At 61.4% G+C, this 16,517-nt stretch carries 10 protein-coding genes and 1 tRNA gene; 3 read left to right on the plus strand and 8 right to left on the minus strand.

From position 1 onward, the window contains the following. The first annotated feature begins 100 nt into the window (after positions 1 to 100). Positions 101 to 1,120, plus strand: a complete 1,020-nt coding sequence (locus H7A86_RS19020) for an energy transducer TonB (protein WP_119131600.1) — start codon at positions 101 to 103, stop codon at positions 1,118 to 1,120. 463 nt (positions 1,121 to 1,583) lie between these two features. Here H7A86_RS19020 and H7A86_RS19025 read toward each other — a convergent pair whose 3' ends face one another. From H7A86_RS19025 to H7A86_RS19050, 6 genes are all read right to left on the minus strand, one after another. Beyond that, on the minus strand, positions 1,584 to 2,777 hold the full coding sequence (locus H7A86_RS19025) for an ABC transporter permease (RefSeq protein WP_119131599.1): 1,194 nt from the start codon (positions 2,775 to 2,777) through the stop codon (positions 1,584 to 1,586). After that, positions 2,774 to 3,520, minus strand: a complete 747-nt coding sequence (locus H7A86_RS19030) for an ABC transporter ATP-binding protein (protein ID WP_119131598.1) — start codon at positions 3,518 to 3,520, stop codon at positions 2,774 to 2,776. The genes H7A86_RS19025 and H7A86_RS19030 overlap by 4 nt, the downstream gene beginning before the upstream one ends. 31 nt (positions 3,521 to 3,551) lie before the next feature. Next, on the minus strand, positions 3,552 to 5,150 hold the full coding sequence (locus tag H7A86_RS19035) for an alpha/beta hydrolase (protein ID WP_180707950.1): 1,599 nt from the start codon (positions 5,148 to 5,150) through the stop codon (positions 3,552 to 3,554). 59 nt (positions 5,151 to 5,209) lie between these two features. Next, positions 5,210 to 5,410 carry a helix-turn-helix transcriptional regulator gene (locus H7A86_RS19040; RefSeq protein WP_016903655.1) on the minus strand — a complete coding sequence of 67 codons (201 nt, stop codon included), beginning with the start codon at positions 5,408 to 5,410 and terminating at the stop codon, positions 5,210 to 5,212. Beyond that, positions 5,407 to 5,994: a hypothetical protein gene (locus H7A86_RS19045; protein WP_115678035.1), complete on the minus strand. Its 588-nt coding sequence runs from the start codon at positions 5,992 to 5,994 to the stop codon at positions 5,407 to 5,409. The genes H7A86_RS19040 and H7A86_RS19045 overlap by 4 nt, the downstream gene beginning before the upstream one ends. 460 nt (positions 5,995 to 6,454) lie before the next feature. After that, on the minus strand, positions 6,455 to 6,997 hold the full coding sequence (locus H7A86_RS19050; protein WP_119131596.1) for a hypothetical protein: 543 nt from the start codon (positions 6,995 to 6,997) through the stop codon (positions 6,455 to 6,457). 271 nt (positions 6,998 to 7,268) lie between these two features. On the opposite strand from H7A86_RS19050, the gene H7A86_RS19055 reads away from it, so the two are divergent. Further along, positions 7,269 to 11,327, plus strand: a complete 4,059-nt coding sequence (locus H7A86_RS19055) for a helix-turn-helix domain-containing protein (protein WP_119131595.1) — start codon at positions 7,269 to 7,271, stop codon at positions 11,325 to 11,327. Between the two features lie 292 nt (positions 11,328 to 11,619). Continuing rightward, positions 11,620 to 11,712, plus strand: a tRNA-Ile gene (locus H7A86_RS19060). 782 nt (positions 11,713 to 12,494) lie between these two features. Here the strand turns inward: H7A86_RS19060 and H7A86_RS19065 are convergent. Continuing rightward, a complete protein-coding gene (locus H7A86_RS19065; protein ID WP_119131594.1) occupies positions 12,495 to 14,975 on the minus strand; it encodes a phospholipase D-like domain-containing protein in 2,481 nt (826 codons plus the stop codon). Then, the gene (locus H7A86_RS19070) at positions 14,972 to 16,465 is read right to left on the minus strand and encodes a hypothetical protein (RefSeq protein WP_119131593.1); all 1,494 of its coding nucleotides are present in this window, start codon (positions 16,463 to 16,465) and stop codon (positions 14,972 to 14,974) included. Before H7A86_RS19070 ends, H7A86_RS19065 begins: the two co-directional genes overlap by 4 nt. Positions 16,466 to 16,517 lie beyond the last annotated feature (52 nt).

The following is a 16,517-nucleotide window of genomic DNA, read 5'->3' on the forward strand; positions in this document are numbered from 1 at the left end:
ACCGCCCCGGCAATGCTAGATTGCCGCTTTGCCAGCCATTGCGGGAACAATGGCCGGCGCTCGCCGCAGCATCTTTTTGCAATCGGGGTAAGGGGGACGCATGTTGGATCTGACACAGGGCCGTATGGCACGCCGGATCGCGCCGGTCATTTTGTTGGTCGGCCTGGCCGCCTGCTCCAGGCAGGACGACAAGGCCGCCACCACCGCGCCTGCCACCGGCGCCACGCCTGCGGCACCAGCCGCCGCGCCAACGCCGGCCACGGCGGTGTCGCCGCAGGTGCAATCGATGGCTGCCGACCAGTTGCGCGCCTCGGCCACCAAGGCCTTGCAGGACAACCGCATGTACGCCCCGGCCGGCGACAACGCGGTGGAGTACTACCTGGCCCTGCGTGAGAAGCAGCCGCAGGACGCCACCGTCAACAGCGCGCTGACCGACCTGCTGCCGTACACGCTGATCGCCGCCGAACAGGGCATCAGCCGCGAAGAATTCCCCGAGGCGCAGCGCTTGATCGCGCTGATCGAAAAGGTGGACCCGAAGGCACCGGCACTGCCGCGCCTGAAGAGTGGCCTGGACACCGGCATGAAGACCGCCGCCAGCCGCTCCGAGCAGGATGCCGAGCAGGCCAGGAAGCTGGTCGAGGACAAGGCCAAGCAGGCGGCCGAGCAGAAGCGTCTGGCTGAGCAGCAGACCCGCGAGGCGGCCGCTGCGCAGCAGATCGCCGCGCAACAGGAAGCCGCCCGCCAGCAGAGCGCCGAGGCCGAACGCCAGGCCGCCGCGCGCCGTCAGGCCGAGACTCCGGCGCCCGCGCCGACCCCGGCGGCCCCGCGCCCGGCACCGGCAACTGCCGCAGCTGCACCGGCCGCGCAGTCGCTGCGCCCGATCAGCACCCCGGCACCGCGTTACCCACCGGAAGCACTGCGCGCCGGCACCTCCGGCGAAGTGCTGGTGGAACTCACCGTCGGCACCGACGGCTCGATCACCGCCTCGCGCGTGCTGCGCGCCACCCCGCCGCGCGTGTTCGACCGCGAAGCGCTCAATGCGGTCAAGCGCTGGCGTTTCGAACCGGTGGCTGCACCGGTGACCACGCGGCGCACGCTGTCGTTCAACCCGGGGGGGTGAGTGGGGCGTTGGGCGATCGGATGGTTCTGCATGCAGCTGAGTGAGTGCGTCCGTTGATTGCTTGGTCGTTGATTCCTTGATTGCTTGGTCGTTGATTGGTTGATTGTTGGCTCATGGCTCATGGCTCATGGCTCATGGCTGCCGATGATCGATGCACTGCACTCCCGGCAAATGTCAGGCGCCAAACAAAAAGCCCGCAGCGATGCGGGCGTTTTGTTTCCTGGTGCTACGTACCCTCATCCGCCCTTCGGGCACCTTCTCCCGAGGGGGAGAAGGAACTGCTAGCCCCTCTCGGGAGAGGGGTTGGGGTGCGGGCGACAGAGTCGACGTCACGCACTGCGCAGACAACAACACCGTTCAATCAATCAACGTCAACATCGACATGCGTCACTGCGCATTCGTACCGGCAATTTGCACCGTCCTCCGGCGCTGTGCGCCACCGTCTCCCGGCAGGAGAAGGGCATCAGCCGGAAATCGCCAGCCGTTCCTGGTGATAGCGCCTTACCGCCGCGTACCACAGCAGCGCGGCCAGGCCAAAGCCCGCCAGCAGGTACATCGCCCAGGTCTGGGCGTCGATCTGCTCGTGGCGGATCACCTTGAGCAGCATCTGGTTCTGCGCCAGAAACGGCACCGCGAAATGCCACAACTGCGTCTTCAACGGATACGCCATCAGCGCATAGCCCGGCAGCATCGGCAGCAGCAACAGCCAGGTCATATGCGCCTGCGCTTCCTTCATGCTCTTGGCGGCGGCGGCCAGATAGGTCAGCAGCGAGGTGCCGATAAACAGCATCGGCACCAGGATGAACAGCATCTGCAGCATCGGCACGACGCCGACATTGAGCTGGCGGCCCAGGTTCGACGTGGACAGCTGCGCACTCACCTTGAAGGCCAGCAAGGTCAGCAGCAACGACAGCATGCCGATCACGCAGGCGGCGGCGATCTTGCCGCTGACGATCGCACTGCGCGGCGCCGGCGTGGCCAAGAGGGGTTCCAGCGACTGGCGTTCGCGCTCGCCGGCGGTGGCATCCAGGATCAGCGAGGCGCCGCCCAGGAACGAGGTGATCACCAGCAGCACCGGCAGCAGCATCGCCATCATCTGCCCGCGTTTGGCTTCGGCGGTGGCCAGATCCTGCGCGGCGATTTCCAGCGGCCTGCCCACCTGCGCATCGATGCCGCGCGCCAGCAGGCGCAGTGCACCGACCTGCTGGCTATAGCTGCCGAGCGCGGCCTGCAGGCGCAGGCTCGGCACGTCGGCCTCGCGCCGCGTGCTGTCCTTGATGACCTCCACCAATGCCGGGCGCCCGGCGCGCCAGTCGTCGGCGTAGCTGGCGCTGATGCGCAGTGCCACATCCACATCCTGGTTGCGGATTGCGGCGGTCAGATCAGCCGGCGCATCGACCGCGTTGAGCCCCTGCGCGGCCAGAAAGCGCACCAGATTGGGCGCGTTCTCGCGGCCGAGCATGGGGATCTCCAACGGCTTGTCGATCTGGGTACGCACGCGGCTTTCGCTCAGTGCCCCCATGCCCAGGATCAGGATCGGATACAGCAATGGCGACAGCAGCAAGGCCAGTGCCAGCGTGCGGCGATCGCGACCGATGTCGCGCAGTTCCTTGCGCAGCACCGTCCACAGCGTGGACAACAACGATGTGGTGCTCATGCATGCAGCCCCTCGTCCGAGCCGATCGCCTTGACGAAGGCGTCTTCCAGATTGTCTTCCCCGGTGGCGGCGCGCAGTTCGTCGGCGCTGCCGCAGGCCACCACCGTGCCCTTGGCAACGATGACGATGCGGTCGCACAGCGCCGCCACCTCCTGCATGATGTGGCTGGAAAAGATCACGCAGCGGCCCTCGGCCCGCAGTTGCTGCAGAAAGCCGCGCATGGCGCGCGTGGTCATCACGTCCAGCCCGTTGGTGGGCTCGTCGAGGATGACGTTGCGCGGGTCGTGCACCAGCGCGCGTGCAATCGCGGTCTTGGTGCGCTGGCCCTGGCTGAACCCTTCGGTCTGGCGATCGAGAATGTCGTCCATGTCCAGCGCCGCCGACAGCAGGCGCGTGCGCTCGGCGATGCGCGTGCGCGACATCCCGTGCAGCTCACCGAAGTAGGCGATGTTCTCGCGCGCGGTCAGCCGCTTGTAGACGCCGCGCGCATCCGGCAACACGCCCAGCGCGCGGCGCACCGTCACCGGGTCGCGGGCGGCATCCACACCGTCCACCATGACGCTGCCCTGGTCGGGCGACATCAGCGTGTAGAGCATGCGCAAGGTGGTGGTCTTGCCGGCGCCGTTGGGACCGAGCAGGCCGGTGATCTGGCCGTCGGCAGCACTGAAACTGACCCCATCGACTGCCTTCACCGGCCCGGTCTTGGTCTTGAACGATTTGTGCAGGTTGTCGACGACAATCATGCGTGCGCCTCCGTGGCGTGGTCGGTGCGGCTCATGGTTCCCATCCGTTGAACGAGGTAAACGCGGGCACGTTGTTGAGACTGGCCACGCACTGCGCATCCAGTGCCTTGGCATTGGCGGTCTGCAGGAACTGGCCCAGCACCTTGGGCATGCAGCCGAGGCGAAAGACGCCATGGCCCTGCCCCGGCGCCACCAGGTGGCGGCCATTGGGCAGGCCCTGCAGTACACGTTCGGCATAGCGCGGCGGCGTCACCGGATCCAGCTCGCCCGACAGCAACAACACCGGCAGGTTGGACTTGAACGGCGCGGCATCGGCAGCCGGGGCCGGCTTGGTCGGCCAGGCCGTGCAGGGCGCGAAGAACATCTGCGCCACGTCCGCCCCTAGCAAGGTCCCGTCCTTGGCGGCTGGCGGGGTATAGCGTCCGGCGTCCTCGCTGCACAGCACCGACCACTGCATCGGGCGATTCATCTGGTCGGACATGTCCGATGCGCTCATCTGCGCCAAGGCCATCAACGAGGCGTAACGGCCCGCCGCCGCCTCGTCCAGCACCAGCGGCAGCAACGAGGCGGTTTCCGGCGCATACGAAAACCCGAATGCCAGGCCGACCACGGTATCGGCCGTCACTTGCTCGTGGTGCAGTTCACCGGTGCGCGGATCGCGGTAATCCACTGCAACCGGCGCCTGGCGCAGACGCTCCACCACCTGCCGCAGCTGCGTGCGCGTGTCCACCGGAAAGCGCTTGGCGCAGGCGGGTTCCTTGCGACATTGGCTGGCCTGCAACGCGATCGCATCTTCGAACGTCCGCGCAAATTCGCCGCCGATCACCAGATCGTTTGGCGCAACGCCATCGATCACCAGGGTGCGTGTGTGTTGCGGATAGCGCGCCGCATAGTGCTGTGCCACTCGGGTACCGTAGGAGCCGCCAATCAGGTTGAGCGTCTGCACGCCCAGTGCGGCGCGCACCGCATCCAGATCGCCAATGGCCTCGCTGGTGGTGAAATAGCGCGGATCGGCATCGTTGCGTAGCCCCTGTGCACACTGGCGCGCGTAATCGGTCAGTTGCTCGGCGGTGGCGGCACTGCTGTTTTCCAGCATGAGCGGCTTGCCGGCGGCATCGCGGCACTCCAGCGGATGCGAGCCGCCGGTCCCGCGCTGGTCGACCAGGAAGATGTCGCGCTGCTTGCGGACTTCATGCAGACCCATGTCCACGATCGCGGCGACCTGCGTGGCCGATTGCCCCGGCCCACCGGCGATGAAGAACACCGGGTCCGGCGTGCTGCCCGCGCCGGCATCGCTTTCCAGCCAGGCGATCTTCAGGTCGATGCTGCGCCCTGTCGGCGCGGCCGGGTTTTCCGGCACCCGCAGGCTGGCGCACTGTGCTTCGATATTGCCGGCCGCGCTGCCTGAACTCAGCGTGCACGGTGCAAAGTGCAATGCGCCGTAGCGATTGCCGGCGGCGGTGCCGGTCTGCGCCGTTGCAGCACGCGGCCGCACGCTGCCGGGCGCGGCCGGCACAGCCTTGGTCGCGCCAGCTGCGTTTTCAGCCGGCTGGTCCGCCCGCTGACATCCGCTCGCCAGCAGCGCGAGCAGCAGTGCTGTCACCAGTGTGGGTTGCTTGACCATGTTCACCATCTCTCCTGATATCCCTGTCCCCTGACACCGCAGCCGGTCGGGTGTGACCGCCGCGACTACTGCCCGTCCTCGTAAAGAAAGACGTGCTCGATCGATTCCCCGAACAAGCGCGCGATGCGAAACGCCAATGGCAGGCTGGGATCGTACTTGCCGGTCTCCAGTGCATTGATGGTCTGCCGCGACACACCCAACCGCTCGCCCAGCTCGCCTTGCGACCAGCCACTGGCCTCGCGCAGTTCGCGCACGCGACTATTCATTGAAACCGTCGTGCGTTGATGCTTTTGGTGACGCCGTAGATGGCGCACAACATCGGAAACACCCACAACATCGCCACCGTCGCGGGAATGTCGATCAGCCTGGCGGCCTGCAGAAAGCCGCCGGTCATGTACGCGCTGCTGAGCAGGCCGGCGGCAATGGCGATGGACTCCAGCTCGATGCGTCGCTGCATCTCATCCGAGTCACGCACGTAGCGCGCCACCGCGCGGATCACCAGGGCGACCAGCACCGCCGGCAACAAGGCGATCAGCACGCGCGCCCAGCCCGGACCCACGCGGGCAAGCACCTGGTTCCAGAACAGCATCACCACCACATACATCCCCATCGGCACGCCGAACTCGCGGTGATAGCGTCGCGCCAGGACCGGCCGCGTGCTGTCGCGCAGGCTGCCACGCGACAGCCAGAGCAGCAGCGACAGCAACAGGCACGACACGCCCCCGCCCACGCACAGCCCGGCAAGGTAGGCGCCCAGCGGCAGCAGCCGCCAATGCCCGAGCACCCCCACGGCAAGCAGGCCCGCACCCAGGCAGAGCGCCATCAGCGCGTTGCGATTGCAGCCGGTCATGCGCCGTGCCGCGCAAGTGTCGATGCAGGCAGTGGCAGGCCAGCGCTGCGGATTCCGACTCCGCCGCGCAGCAAGGGCTGCGCCGACCATGCAGGTCTGCATTGCAGTTGCCGATGCCGCTGACGCATTCCCTTCGCCTGTCAAGTCAACTTGACAGGCAAGATGCGCCTGCCATGGCCGGCTGTCAAGCACCCTTTACATGGTCGATCGTGTGCGCCTTTCCCCCGCTGCGGCGCGACGATCGCGGGTGTGGGAATACCCAAAAGGCGCTAGTTCGGTACCCATAAGACGCTAGCGCGGCACCCATAAACGGCTAGTAGCGCCAGTTCGGACTCGACAGAGGGCTCGTACCTACCGAGACGTCTATTTGGATGGGCTTTAGGCATCGGCTAGTCGCGCACTAGCAAATTAGAGCTCCCTGCCATCCGTTTGGCGGATCACTCTTGCGCTTCGCACCGCTTTACGCACGCAGGACGGCGCAATGCTCCACGTCAACTACTTCTTCGAACTCGAGAAACGAGGAAGGTTTGGATGCCCGCGCTTCGGCGGCCGCCAATTCGCGACTTTTCTCATCCCAAGAATGCTTGACTCGCCAGCTCTTCGTGGGGCGGTAGAAGTTGTCTTGTCCTACCTCAATGAAGCCCGAGGAGAGCAGATAGGAGCGCAGTCGCGGGTTGTGTACACATTCCACCAAAATCGCATCCCAAGGCACAGCGTGGTCAGCCAGATCTATGAAGTCTTTGAACCAGCCCTTTCCGCGTAGCTCCGGCACGAGAAAGACACTAGCAAGGTCTAAAGTCGTCACATTCCTCCCAATAAGAGGTAATGACCAGCATGTTGATCGACGGATGTACAGCTTACAGACCCGCGTTGTGAGATCGATGCAGCGAGCAATTTTTCTGTGATCCACGAGTTGTGCCCAGGTGAAGAACTGCAGCTCTACCGACGGCAAACGACGAATCGCAATTTCGTTCTCCCAAGCATCATCCGAGATATTGATCATTGCATCCTAGTAGCGTCTTTGATTCGTTGATGAGCTCAAGCTCTGTAAGAAGAGCATCTCAACGTAAACGTTCCTGGAGTCCATCGACAGTTGAAGCCGTCGAACTGTCGCCCCAGTATCATTCAATGGCCAATGCTTACCAAGGCCTGGATAAAAAGCGGGCCAGACACCAGATGCCTGACTCCTGTCTGACGGCTTCAGTGAGAGTTTTGGCAATTCAATCCCTGCGCCGAGGGAAGCGGGACGCACAAGTTAAGGAGCAGCAGTAGCAATGCCGAAAGCTAGCCTGCAGATCAATCTTACCCTCCGACACGTGCGGTCTGCCCGCGCGCTTTTAGCTTGGTCACAAAAGGATCTAGCAAAGTGCTCAGGCGTCACTACCTCAACAGTTGAGGATTTCGAGCGAGGGCAGTGCACGCTTGCACTGGAAGATGTACAGGCTATTCGTGGCGCCCTTGAAGGCGCCGGCATCCGTTTCCTGCCCACTGGTGCGGTGACCGGCCCTGATGTTCCCGCAATCGCGTTTCTCCATCACTCAGGAACACCGGTTCGCTGGGTAAACGCCGACGACCTGTCCGAGTGGGCGAACCGGATAGATGCAGCTCATAGCCTGCCCGAACTCCTCGCTCATTTGATCCGTGGTAGCCATAGTTCAAAGATCCGGCTTCGCTTTCCCTCCGATAGTGGTGTGCGGCACTCCGGATGGGATGGTCAGACCTCCACGACCGAGGCAAGCGACTACGTCCCGCGCGGGAACACAGGATGGGAGATCGGCAGTCAGCGCAGCAATATCACCCGAAAGGCTAGCGAGGATTTTCTTAAAAGAACCGGGGATCCCGCGCCGCTCGATCCAGCCAAGGCAACCTATGTGTTCGTCACGCCTAGGCATTGGCCGAGGAAGGACCAATGGGCCAAAGCCAAACAAGCAAAGGGCATCTGGAAAGAGGTGCGTGCCTACGACGCCAACGATCTGGTGCACTGGATCGAGCAGACACCCGCGGCCGGATTGTGGCTGGCAACTCGCCTCGGGAAGCGTCCCATCGGCACGCGGCGGGTCGAAGATGTTTGGGATGAGTGGTCCCTCGCCACACAGTGGCCGCTGACGGAAGAGCTCGTGCTGAGCGACCGTGACGAGGACGCGGTGGAAGTGTTGCAGTGGCTTCGCAACGAACCGACCGTCCTCTCGCTGCAGGCGACCACCACGGATGAGGTTATCGCTTTTTTCCATGCGACCTTGGGCATGCTTCCAGAGTACGTGGCGAGCGTCTACCGCGCCCGCAGCCTGGTGGCGACCACCGCCGCCGGCGCCCGGGCGCTTCTGAACGCGCCGGGGCCACTGATCCTGCTACTCTCCGAAGCCGAGCCCGGACTCGCAAGGAGCTTGGTCGAGCACGGACACTACGTGCTGCAGGCTTACGACGATAGGCCTGTTTCCCGCGGCGAGATTCGGCAGTTGGAACGACTTTCGCGGGAAGGGATCGCATGCGCCTTGCTCAATACTGGCATAGCGGAAGCCAGGGCCCATGGCCTCGCCCGCGACAGTGCACGCAATCTTGCCATCCTGCGTCGACTTATTCCCAGCGCGCCGGGCCGCGCACCAAGTTGGGCTCAGGAGCCAGCGTCACGGGCATTGCTGGCAGGGCTGCTGGCCGGAGGATGGGACGAAGATTCCGAAGCCGATAAGGCGCGCGTTTCCGAGCTTGCCGGCCTGCCATACGAACACGTGACCGCCGCGCTTGCACACTGCGTGGGCGATCTCGACAAACCGCTGAGGAAGATCGGCTCGACCTGGCGCATGGCGTCTCCGCCGGATGCTTGGTTCCTGCTGGCGCCCAACCTCACGAGCGCAGACATCAGTCACTTTGAGGCCGCAGCGCATTCCGTGCTGGGTTCCACGGATCCGCGTTTCGATATGGATCCTGGCGAGCGCTGGATGGCCGCGATCAAAGGCGTCCACCCGGACTATTCTGGGCTGATGCGCCACGGCATCGGCGAGGTGCTGATCCTCCTCGCGCTGTGGGGCGACCGGGCGCACACGGTGCCCGATGCGACGAACCGCGTCGACGCCATAGTCCGCAAGCTGCTTTTGAACGCAGATCGACAACGCTGGTGGTCGCTTTCTGGCGAGTTCCGGCTGTTGGCCGAAGCTGCACCAAAAGCTTTTCTGGACGGAATTGAAGACAGCCTGGATCAGGCCGACCCGCCGATCCGAGCGCTGTTTGGTAGCGATGGCGACGACCTTTTTGATAGCGAACATCTTTCCGATCTGCTTTGGGCGCTGGAATCCCTGGCCTGGTCGCCGGACCTCATGCAGCGCGTGACCTACGTGCTGGCGCGGCTCGATGTCATCGACAATCCGCCGGGGCGGCACTCCAATCGGCCGGCCAACAGCCTCCGCGCAATCCACTTGCTGTGGAACCCGCAGACCTTCGCAGCGTTGGACCCACGGCTTGGCGCGCTTGACTTCATCCGCAGACGCGAACCCGATGCAGCATGGAAGCTCATGCTGCGCATCCTGCCCAGCGGACAAGACAGCCTGAGCCCGTCCCCGCTGCCGCGTTGGCGCGACTATTCAGTCGATCAGGTCGAAGTCGTCACCTACGGGCTCATCCGGCGCGGCGCAGCCGCCATCTCCGAACGCCTGCTCGCCGAAGCCGGGTCCAGCGGGAAGCGGTGGACGGAGCTGCTCGAACATCTCACCCACCTCGCTCCCAACGTCCAGACTGGCCTTAGCGCACTGGAGCGTGCCGAGCCATCGATCACTGACGCTACTGATCGGCAAAAACTTTGGAAAGCCCTGCGACACTTGCTGCATCACCATCGCTCCTTTCCCGATGCCCAATGGTCGATGCCGGTCAGCCTGCTCGACCAACTTGAGAAAATCTACGACCGGTTCGCACCCATCGATTCGCTGGAGAGCGTCGCATGGTTGTTCGGATCAGGCGTGGAGCTACCCAACCCGTCGCAGCGCGGTTGGCAGGCAGCGCAGCGGGAAGTGGACGCTACTCGCGTCGACGTGGCGCAGTCGCTGTATGCAGAGCGCGGCGCCGCGAGTGTCCTTGCATTGGCGCAAACTGTGGAGGCTTCAGGACTACTCGGAAAAGCATTGTATGAGGGCGGCCTGCGAGGAAGTGATCTCGATGCCTTAGTGGAGACCGCAGTGCGAAGCGATCACCTGCGAGAAAGGGCCCTCGCCCACGGATTGATCGCGGAGGCATTCCGCGACCTCAAAGAAGCATGGGGAGAAGCCCTACTTGCCAGAGCGAAGGCCCACGCCTGGGGAGATGTCGCGCTGCTGACGATCCTGAGGGCATTCCCGAGCGAACGATGGACATGGGACCGGGTGGCAGAAACGGGAGAGGCAATCGAGGGCAACTACTGGCGTAACTTGCCAGTGTTCTGGATTGAAGAGAGCGCAGACCAGATCCAGTTCGTGATCCGAAAGTTCATGTCCGTCGGCCGCCCACGTCATGTGTTGCCGCTGGCCCAAAGTGGTGGAAAATCCGCACAGTCTTCTGAACTGTTGATCGAACTATTGCAGGAGGCGGCTAAGCAGCCAATCACCAGCGACGAGGGCGGCAATGAAGCGACGATGTTCCAGCACTATGTCGCTGAGATCTTCCGGATCTTAGATGAGCGAAGCGAAGTTGATGAGGGTGTGCTTGCCCCGCTCGAATGGACCTATCTGTCTGTGCTTAACCATTCTCACAGGCCGGCCAAGGCGCTGCTGAAAGTGCTGTCGGAGCAGCCGGCGCTGTTCGTGCAGATGTTGAAGGCGATCTCCAAGCCGGCCGAAGGCAGCAGAGTCTATGAGCCGGAGCCGGATGATCCTGAGCATGCAGGGACTATGGCAAGGCAGGCACGCAAACTTCTTGATCTATGGAACCGTGTGCCTGGAACAGATGAGCACAATAAGATCGACAGAGTGGCGCTTGAGCAATGGGTCACAGAAGCCAAATCGCTCTCGGAGTTAGTTGGCCGGGGCGAAATCGCAGACAAGAGAATCGGGATGATGTTGTCGGCCTCGCCGATGGGAGCCGACGGGCACTGGCCTGCCGAAGCCGTAAGGGACGCCCTCGATCTTTTCCGCAGTCGACCCATGATCGATAGTTTCTGGATCGGCAAGCGTAACCGCCGCGGCATGACAAGCCGAAGCCCGCGTGATGGTGGCGAGTTAGAGCGTAAGGAGGCGGCGAAGTATGCCAACTGGGCAAAGGCCATTTCCTTGGACCATCCGTACACAGCAAGGGCACTGAACATGCTGGCTGATAGCTACGAAGAAGAAGCAAAGCGACATGATGAAAGTGCCGGGCGCCTAGATTGGGAGTAATGGGAGTGGCCATTCGCACGAGAAAAATTACGCGGACGCTATGTCGCCTAAATGTGGGCGACCTTAGTCACGCAAGATCCGATGTGCGGTGGCCTTTGTGGACAGGCGGCTCATGCAGGTGAGCTGCAAAGAGGACTGTCAGCACGCCAGCACACGCCAGAGGCCTTCCCGGCTAGCGGCTCGCAAGCCGATACCCCACATCACCTAATGAGCGCGTGGTATGCTCAGGTCGTGAGTGCCCATAGTCGCCAAGAGCCAGGTTTCCGAATACAGGCGTGATCCCAAGGATCACGCCCCTGTAGCTCAATTGGTAGAGCAGCGGATTTATATCCCGTCAGCGCCAGATAAGCGGCAAATGCCGGTTCAAGTCCGGCCAGGGGCACCACTTAGTCCGCCGTCGAAGGTGACGCACTGACACGCGCTTGCCTTTACCCCTTGGAGGCTCACTAGGCAGCTTAGGTAATACGGCAATATGCGTTAGTCGATACCTAAACGCTCCGATTGGGCATGTCTCTATAAGCCGCATGCCATGTTCAAAGTCGGCACTGACGCTGTGCGGCCTATGCCCCCTCCGATCTGAGCAGCGGTCGGTTTAAAGTCCTGAGCTATTTGGCCCTAAGTTCGGCCCTATCCGTTATAGGCACTAACGGCACGTTATCCAAGCCATCGGCTATCCACTCAGCCCAACACACGGAGTGAGCAATCGGATGGTCCGCGAAGCAAAGTCGGAGGTAAGGCGCGAGGAACTTTCTCTGAGGGCATGCTTGATCTTAGTTCCTCTCTCCAAGGTGATGGCCCACAGCGAAGCTTGGTGGTCAGTGCGTTACCAAGCGCTCAGGCGCTCATGGTCGACTCCTTGTTTGATAAGAGAAGTGTTGTGCTTGCTCGGGTGGATGATTCAAATATCTACACTTAATCCAATCAATATCAATCCAGGAAAGCCGGACTTCATGGATTCCAAGTAAGGCCCGTTGCGAGAGATCGTACTGAGGTCCTCGTTGTTCGACTTCGAACGCGCGGATGATCTAGAGAGCTTTATGGAGCTTTTATCCGAACTGCCCACAGTCTTTAACGGAGCGGGCGATCTCGGGCTGGGCTTTCCCTATTAGTACCGATCTACCCCGGAGTAGATCTCCTTAACGGCTTCCAAGCATAAGCAGTCCCGTTTTAGGGAGATGGCTTTTGATTCTCTAGTTTCAGTTGTAACTTTTCCGTAGCCGCTTGATGCAAAGAGAGCATCTCCTCTAGGGAGAAGCCAAGTGGAAACGTTGAAGTCATCTTTCTAAGGACAGTGGCCACCGTCCCCTCCTGAAGTTCAACCTGCGTCAGGCCGCTCCTCTCGTAGATTCGGTCCGATAGCTCCGAAAGCCGTACATCCATTCCGTGCATCCCGCCTCTGGCTTCGACAGCGATGCGGCAGGCTAAGATCGCCCAGATGCAGGTGACAACCCCCTCCACTAGCTCAACAGCCGGACCATCCGCGCCTCGCACTACGCGAAGCTCCCCAATCAAGTCGCCTTCCTTGTTAAAGAACGTCGACAGGAGGCGACCGATCAAGAGCGCCCAGGATTGCTCGCCATCGGCTGGAAGTACCTGCCACTCCGTACCATGGCCCTTTAGCCTGTCCGAGCCGATAGGATAGGCCGCGCCAAGCATCATCAGTAGCACGGCCCTTAGCCGAAACATGTCTTGAAGCACCAGCGGCGACTTCTTCGCTTTTTGCCGCATTTGGTCGCAGAACTTTGCCGAGAACGCCACAATCTCATCCCTTGCCGCGAGGCGTGCAGCAAAGGCACCGCGGATCTTGTCCTTCTCAAGCTGCTGCCGGCGATCCTCGGAGAAGTCACCGGCGTACAGCTGAACTTGTGTTGGCGAATAGTCGTCGTCCTGGTCAACCTGGGCCTCGTCCTGCAGCTCAAGGGCCGCACGGACGTCGGCTGCATCGTCCAACTGTGCATGCTCCACTGGACCAGCTTCGAGACCAATAAGACGGTTCAAATACCTTCGGACGAGATCGAAGTCACTTCCCGCGAACGCTTGATGGAACTCCGTTTTGTGGTCTGGTCCAGACTTGCGGTTTGCGGTGAACTCCTCATAACTCAGCGTCCTGGAAGAGAGAGTAGGAGCGCGTAGTCTGGCGGCAGGCTTCTTCTTTCCCGCCTTGATCTGGTCGGGCTCAGATTCCAGCTCAGCCGTCTCGGCCTGAGCGATCAAATCGATGAACTCCAGAATCCACGGACCGATCCGTTCGTTTCCCCTCAGGCGGCTGCTTTCCTCATCAAATCGTCGAGACCTGGGCTCCCTGGTCTCCTGTCGAAGGACATCTGCCAGAACGATGATGGACGCGACCGATGTGTTATCGCCTACGCGCGCTCGCGCAAAGTAGGGCATCTCCGTCAGAGGGGGCATGGTGTACCTGCGGGCTGCATCGACCCAGGCGGTGTGCTTGTTCAGTTCAACTGGAAGCGCGGTGCCATTTTGGTCCAACAGGTCCAAGCGTGAATCGGGGTGACTGTAGGCAGTGGACGGCCACCACAGCAAATGCGTGCCCTTGATCTCAAATCGGCCGGGGTTTCGCGCCATCGCAGCATTCCGAGGCACGTCCGGCCGCACATGCCACCTCGGTAAGTCACTCCCGCCAAGTGCCCGCCCTTTGACCAACGAAGCAGTCAGCCCTAACTCGCTAAGCGCAGCTCCTACTTTCATTCGGCGATAGAGGCAGGCCTCCTCATTTCGCCAAGGAAAAAGACGGGCGCCACCCAATCCAGCCGTTGTGCAATTGGCGCTGCCATACAAAACGTGGTCGGCCTGCTTTGTCTGTGCAATGTAAACCTTGCCGTGAACAAATCGGCTCTGCTCTCCGGTAAGCGAGTACAGCCGAATCGAGTCTGAGTCCTTCAGGGCTTGAGCCGGGAATGAAGGCGCGGGGCCGCCGACTAGCACGCATACCTCATCGGCACCGATAGCCTTCTGCAGGGTTCGAAGCGTCCTAAGGTCCTCGTCCCAGTAAGGACTGATGACAATGAGCTTTTTCACGTTGTCCCCTGCAATATAGCGGGAGAATCGCGTACTAGTCGTCTGCTTGGATTGGCTATCAAGGAACGCCGCGGCATCGCCATTGGATAGCGATACCAAGCCGTCGGCGGGCTGAATATCCATCAGCCACGCAGTCTGCTTGCGTATTCTTGCGACTTGATTGGCGATGGCTTCCTGCTCCAAATCTAAGAAGCTCTGAGCGTACCTCCAGGCTGATGCCAATAGTTGAGACTCTCCGATCATTCCAGACGAAGCGGCCACCTGACCAATGACCTCTTTGTTGCCCCCTAGGCCTGGCGCGGTGAGGTTGGCCGACGAAACGAACAGCCGGCCAACTTTGACACCCAGCTGCAGGATCAGCTTTGGGTGGAACACGCCCTCAGCCTTGGCCCCTGTAACCGTGTACCGGCGCCCAGCATGTAGCGGAAACTCAGAGGTACTCGCCATCGCATAGGCAAGCATGCCTGCGTCCGCGATGACAAGATTATTATTACAGCCCACTGAGCGGAGGCGATTTAGTAGTACGTTCTCAAAAGCAGCGAAATCGATGGCGAAGCTTGTCATTACGCAGGAGTGATAGCCACGTTGGGAGAACTGCTCGAATAGCTTCATTGCCCCCCCAGCAGACGACCGACACGTGTCGCGGATGCATTCTCTCCAAGAAGGCCTAAGTCCTCAAGGAAGGTGATGGCATTGACCAACCGTGGACCGGTCCAGACGGGGCCATCGTCGCCACGCTTCCGGATCAATCCATCATCAGTCTCGAAGAGAAACGTATAGTCCCCATGGAATCTAAGCTTTCGCATTGCCACCCAAAGATGCCTTCGCAAGACTCGATCGAGGAACATTTGCCTGATCATCTCACTAAGAGTGAGGCTGCTGTTTTCTTCCAAGAAATTGAGTTCGGTCATAAGCGAACGGAAACCGCTTTGGTTCAGTCCGGAGAGCTCGGTTGCAATCTCAGCTTTGTATGGCGTCATTCTTCTCTGCAGGACCGCCAGAACGCGAACTGCCGCGGCACACTGTTGGCCAGTGCTCATATCGTGCTTGCTAGCGCTCATCCACGAATGTCGAGTCAGATTCCACTCTGAGCCTGGATGATGCGGGTCTGATGCATCTGGCGATAGCTCTTGCAGAGCAACGAAGGTACTCCAATCCTTCGCTTCCGGGAGCTGGGCCGACGTCGTAGAGACGGCACGCTCAATCAGTTCACCTTGCGAGCACCCTGAGGGGTACTCTTCCAAATGAGTCAGAAGACCCATTAGCAGAGTCTCCATCGCAATATGCGCGATATCGTTAGCCTGATACACCGCCCACCGGAGCCTGTGGTCCTCAAGGCCACTGGGCAGAAGCCAAGGCGCCCCCGCTGGCAGGTAACCTGAGTACATGCTCCACCGCAGTTCGTCCGACCGCGGTGAACTGCCGACCCCGTCAGCCCAACGAAGAATGAGCTTCAGGGTGTTGCCCCGCATCTCATCGCGATTCGCGGGGGCGCTGTTTCCACCGAAGAGAATAGCCTCGTAGCAGTCCTGTTCATCGCCTCGGGTAATGCAGGATGGAGCCAGGGGGGCCATCTGCTCAAGCTCCTTGAGCGTTGTCCACCCGCGAGTGATTGTTCTGAGGAAAAGCTCACCGAGTTCACCCGCAGAACGGGCAAAAGCCTGCGCGAGTGCGCGCCCCAGTCCCACAGCGGTGGTTGCGATGTAGTGGTGCGTGTGCCTTTCCATTAGACCCATCTCTATAAGCTGGCTCTGATAGGCCTGCCCAAAGACGCCCCATGCATTCTGCAGGTAGTGCGTGTCGCTTCCAGGCTCCGTGTCGTCTTGGAAGTTCAGCCTGCCTTGCTCTGCAACTGCCAAGCGCCTTTGGGCCCAGTCTGCCCCGCCGACTCCGCGCTCTCCGCCTTTGACGTGAGAGATAAGCGCGTACAGCGCCTCGGCACGCCTGATCCGCCGCTGCCAAGTGGTTAGATTGGTGTCACCAAGATCCCGCGAGTAGCGGTCGGCCAACCAGAGATACAGACCATAATAGCGAATGCGCAGCGTGACGTTGCTAATGCCAGGCAGTAGTCGTTGATAAATGATAACGCTGGAATTCTGCATCCCCAGCGGATCGATTCCCCGCTTCTTTGATAACTGCGTCCATACCGGAACA

The sequence above is a fragment of the Xanthomonas euroxanthea genome (assembly GCF_903989455.1).
Classification (GTDB): Bacteria; Pseudomonadota; Gammaproteobacteria; order Xanthomonadales; family Xanthomonadaceae; genus Xanthomonas; species Xanthomonas euroxanthea.

What these genes read in the sequence shown, in the direction of transcription:
- H7A86_RS19040 (WP_016903655.1), bottom strand. Translation starts at nt 5,410, where the DNA reads ATGAATAGTCGCGTGCGCGAACTGCGCGAGGCCAGTGGCTGGTCGCAA.
- H7A86_RS19055 (WP_119131595.1), top strand. Translation starts at nt 7,269, where the DNA reads ATGCCGAAAGCTAGCCTGCAGATCAATCTTACCCTCCGACACGTGCGG.
- H7A86_RS19045 (WP_115678035.1), bottom strand. Translation starts at nt 5,994, where the DNA reads ATGACCGGCTGCAATCGCAACGCGCTGATGGCGCTCTGCCTGGGTGCG.
- H7A86_RS19065 (WP_119131594.1), bottom strand. Translation starts at nt 14,975, where the DNA reads ATGAAGCTATTCGAGCAGTTCTCCCAACGTGGCTATCACTCCTGCGTA.
- H7A86_RS19025 (WP_119131599.1), bottom strand. Translation starts at nt 2,777, where the DNA reads ATGAGCACCACATCGTTGTTGTCCACGCTGTGGACGGTGCTGCGCAAG.
- H7A86_RS19020 (WP_119131600.1), top strand. Translation starts at nt 101, where the DNA reads ATGTTGGATCTGACACAGGGCCGTATGGCACGCCGGATCGCGCCGGTC.
- H7A86_RS19030 (WP_119131598.1), bottom strand. Translation starts at nt 3,520, where the DNA reads ATGATTGTCGTCGACAACCTGCACAAATCGTTCAAGACCAAGACCGGG.
- H7A86_RS19050 (WP_119131596.1), bottom strand. Translation starts at nt 6,997, where the DNA reads ATGATCAATATCTCGGATGATGCTTGGGAGAACGAAATTGCGATTCGT.
- H7A86_RS19070 (WP_119131593.1), bottom strand. Translation starts at nt 16,465, where the DNA reads ATGCAGAATTCCAGCGTTATCATTTATCAACGACTACTGCCTGGCATT.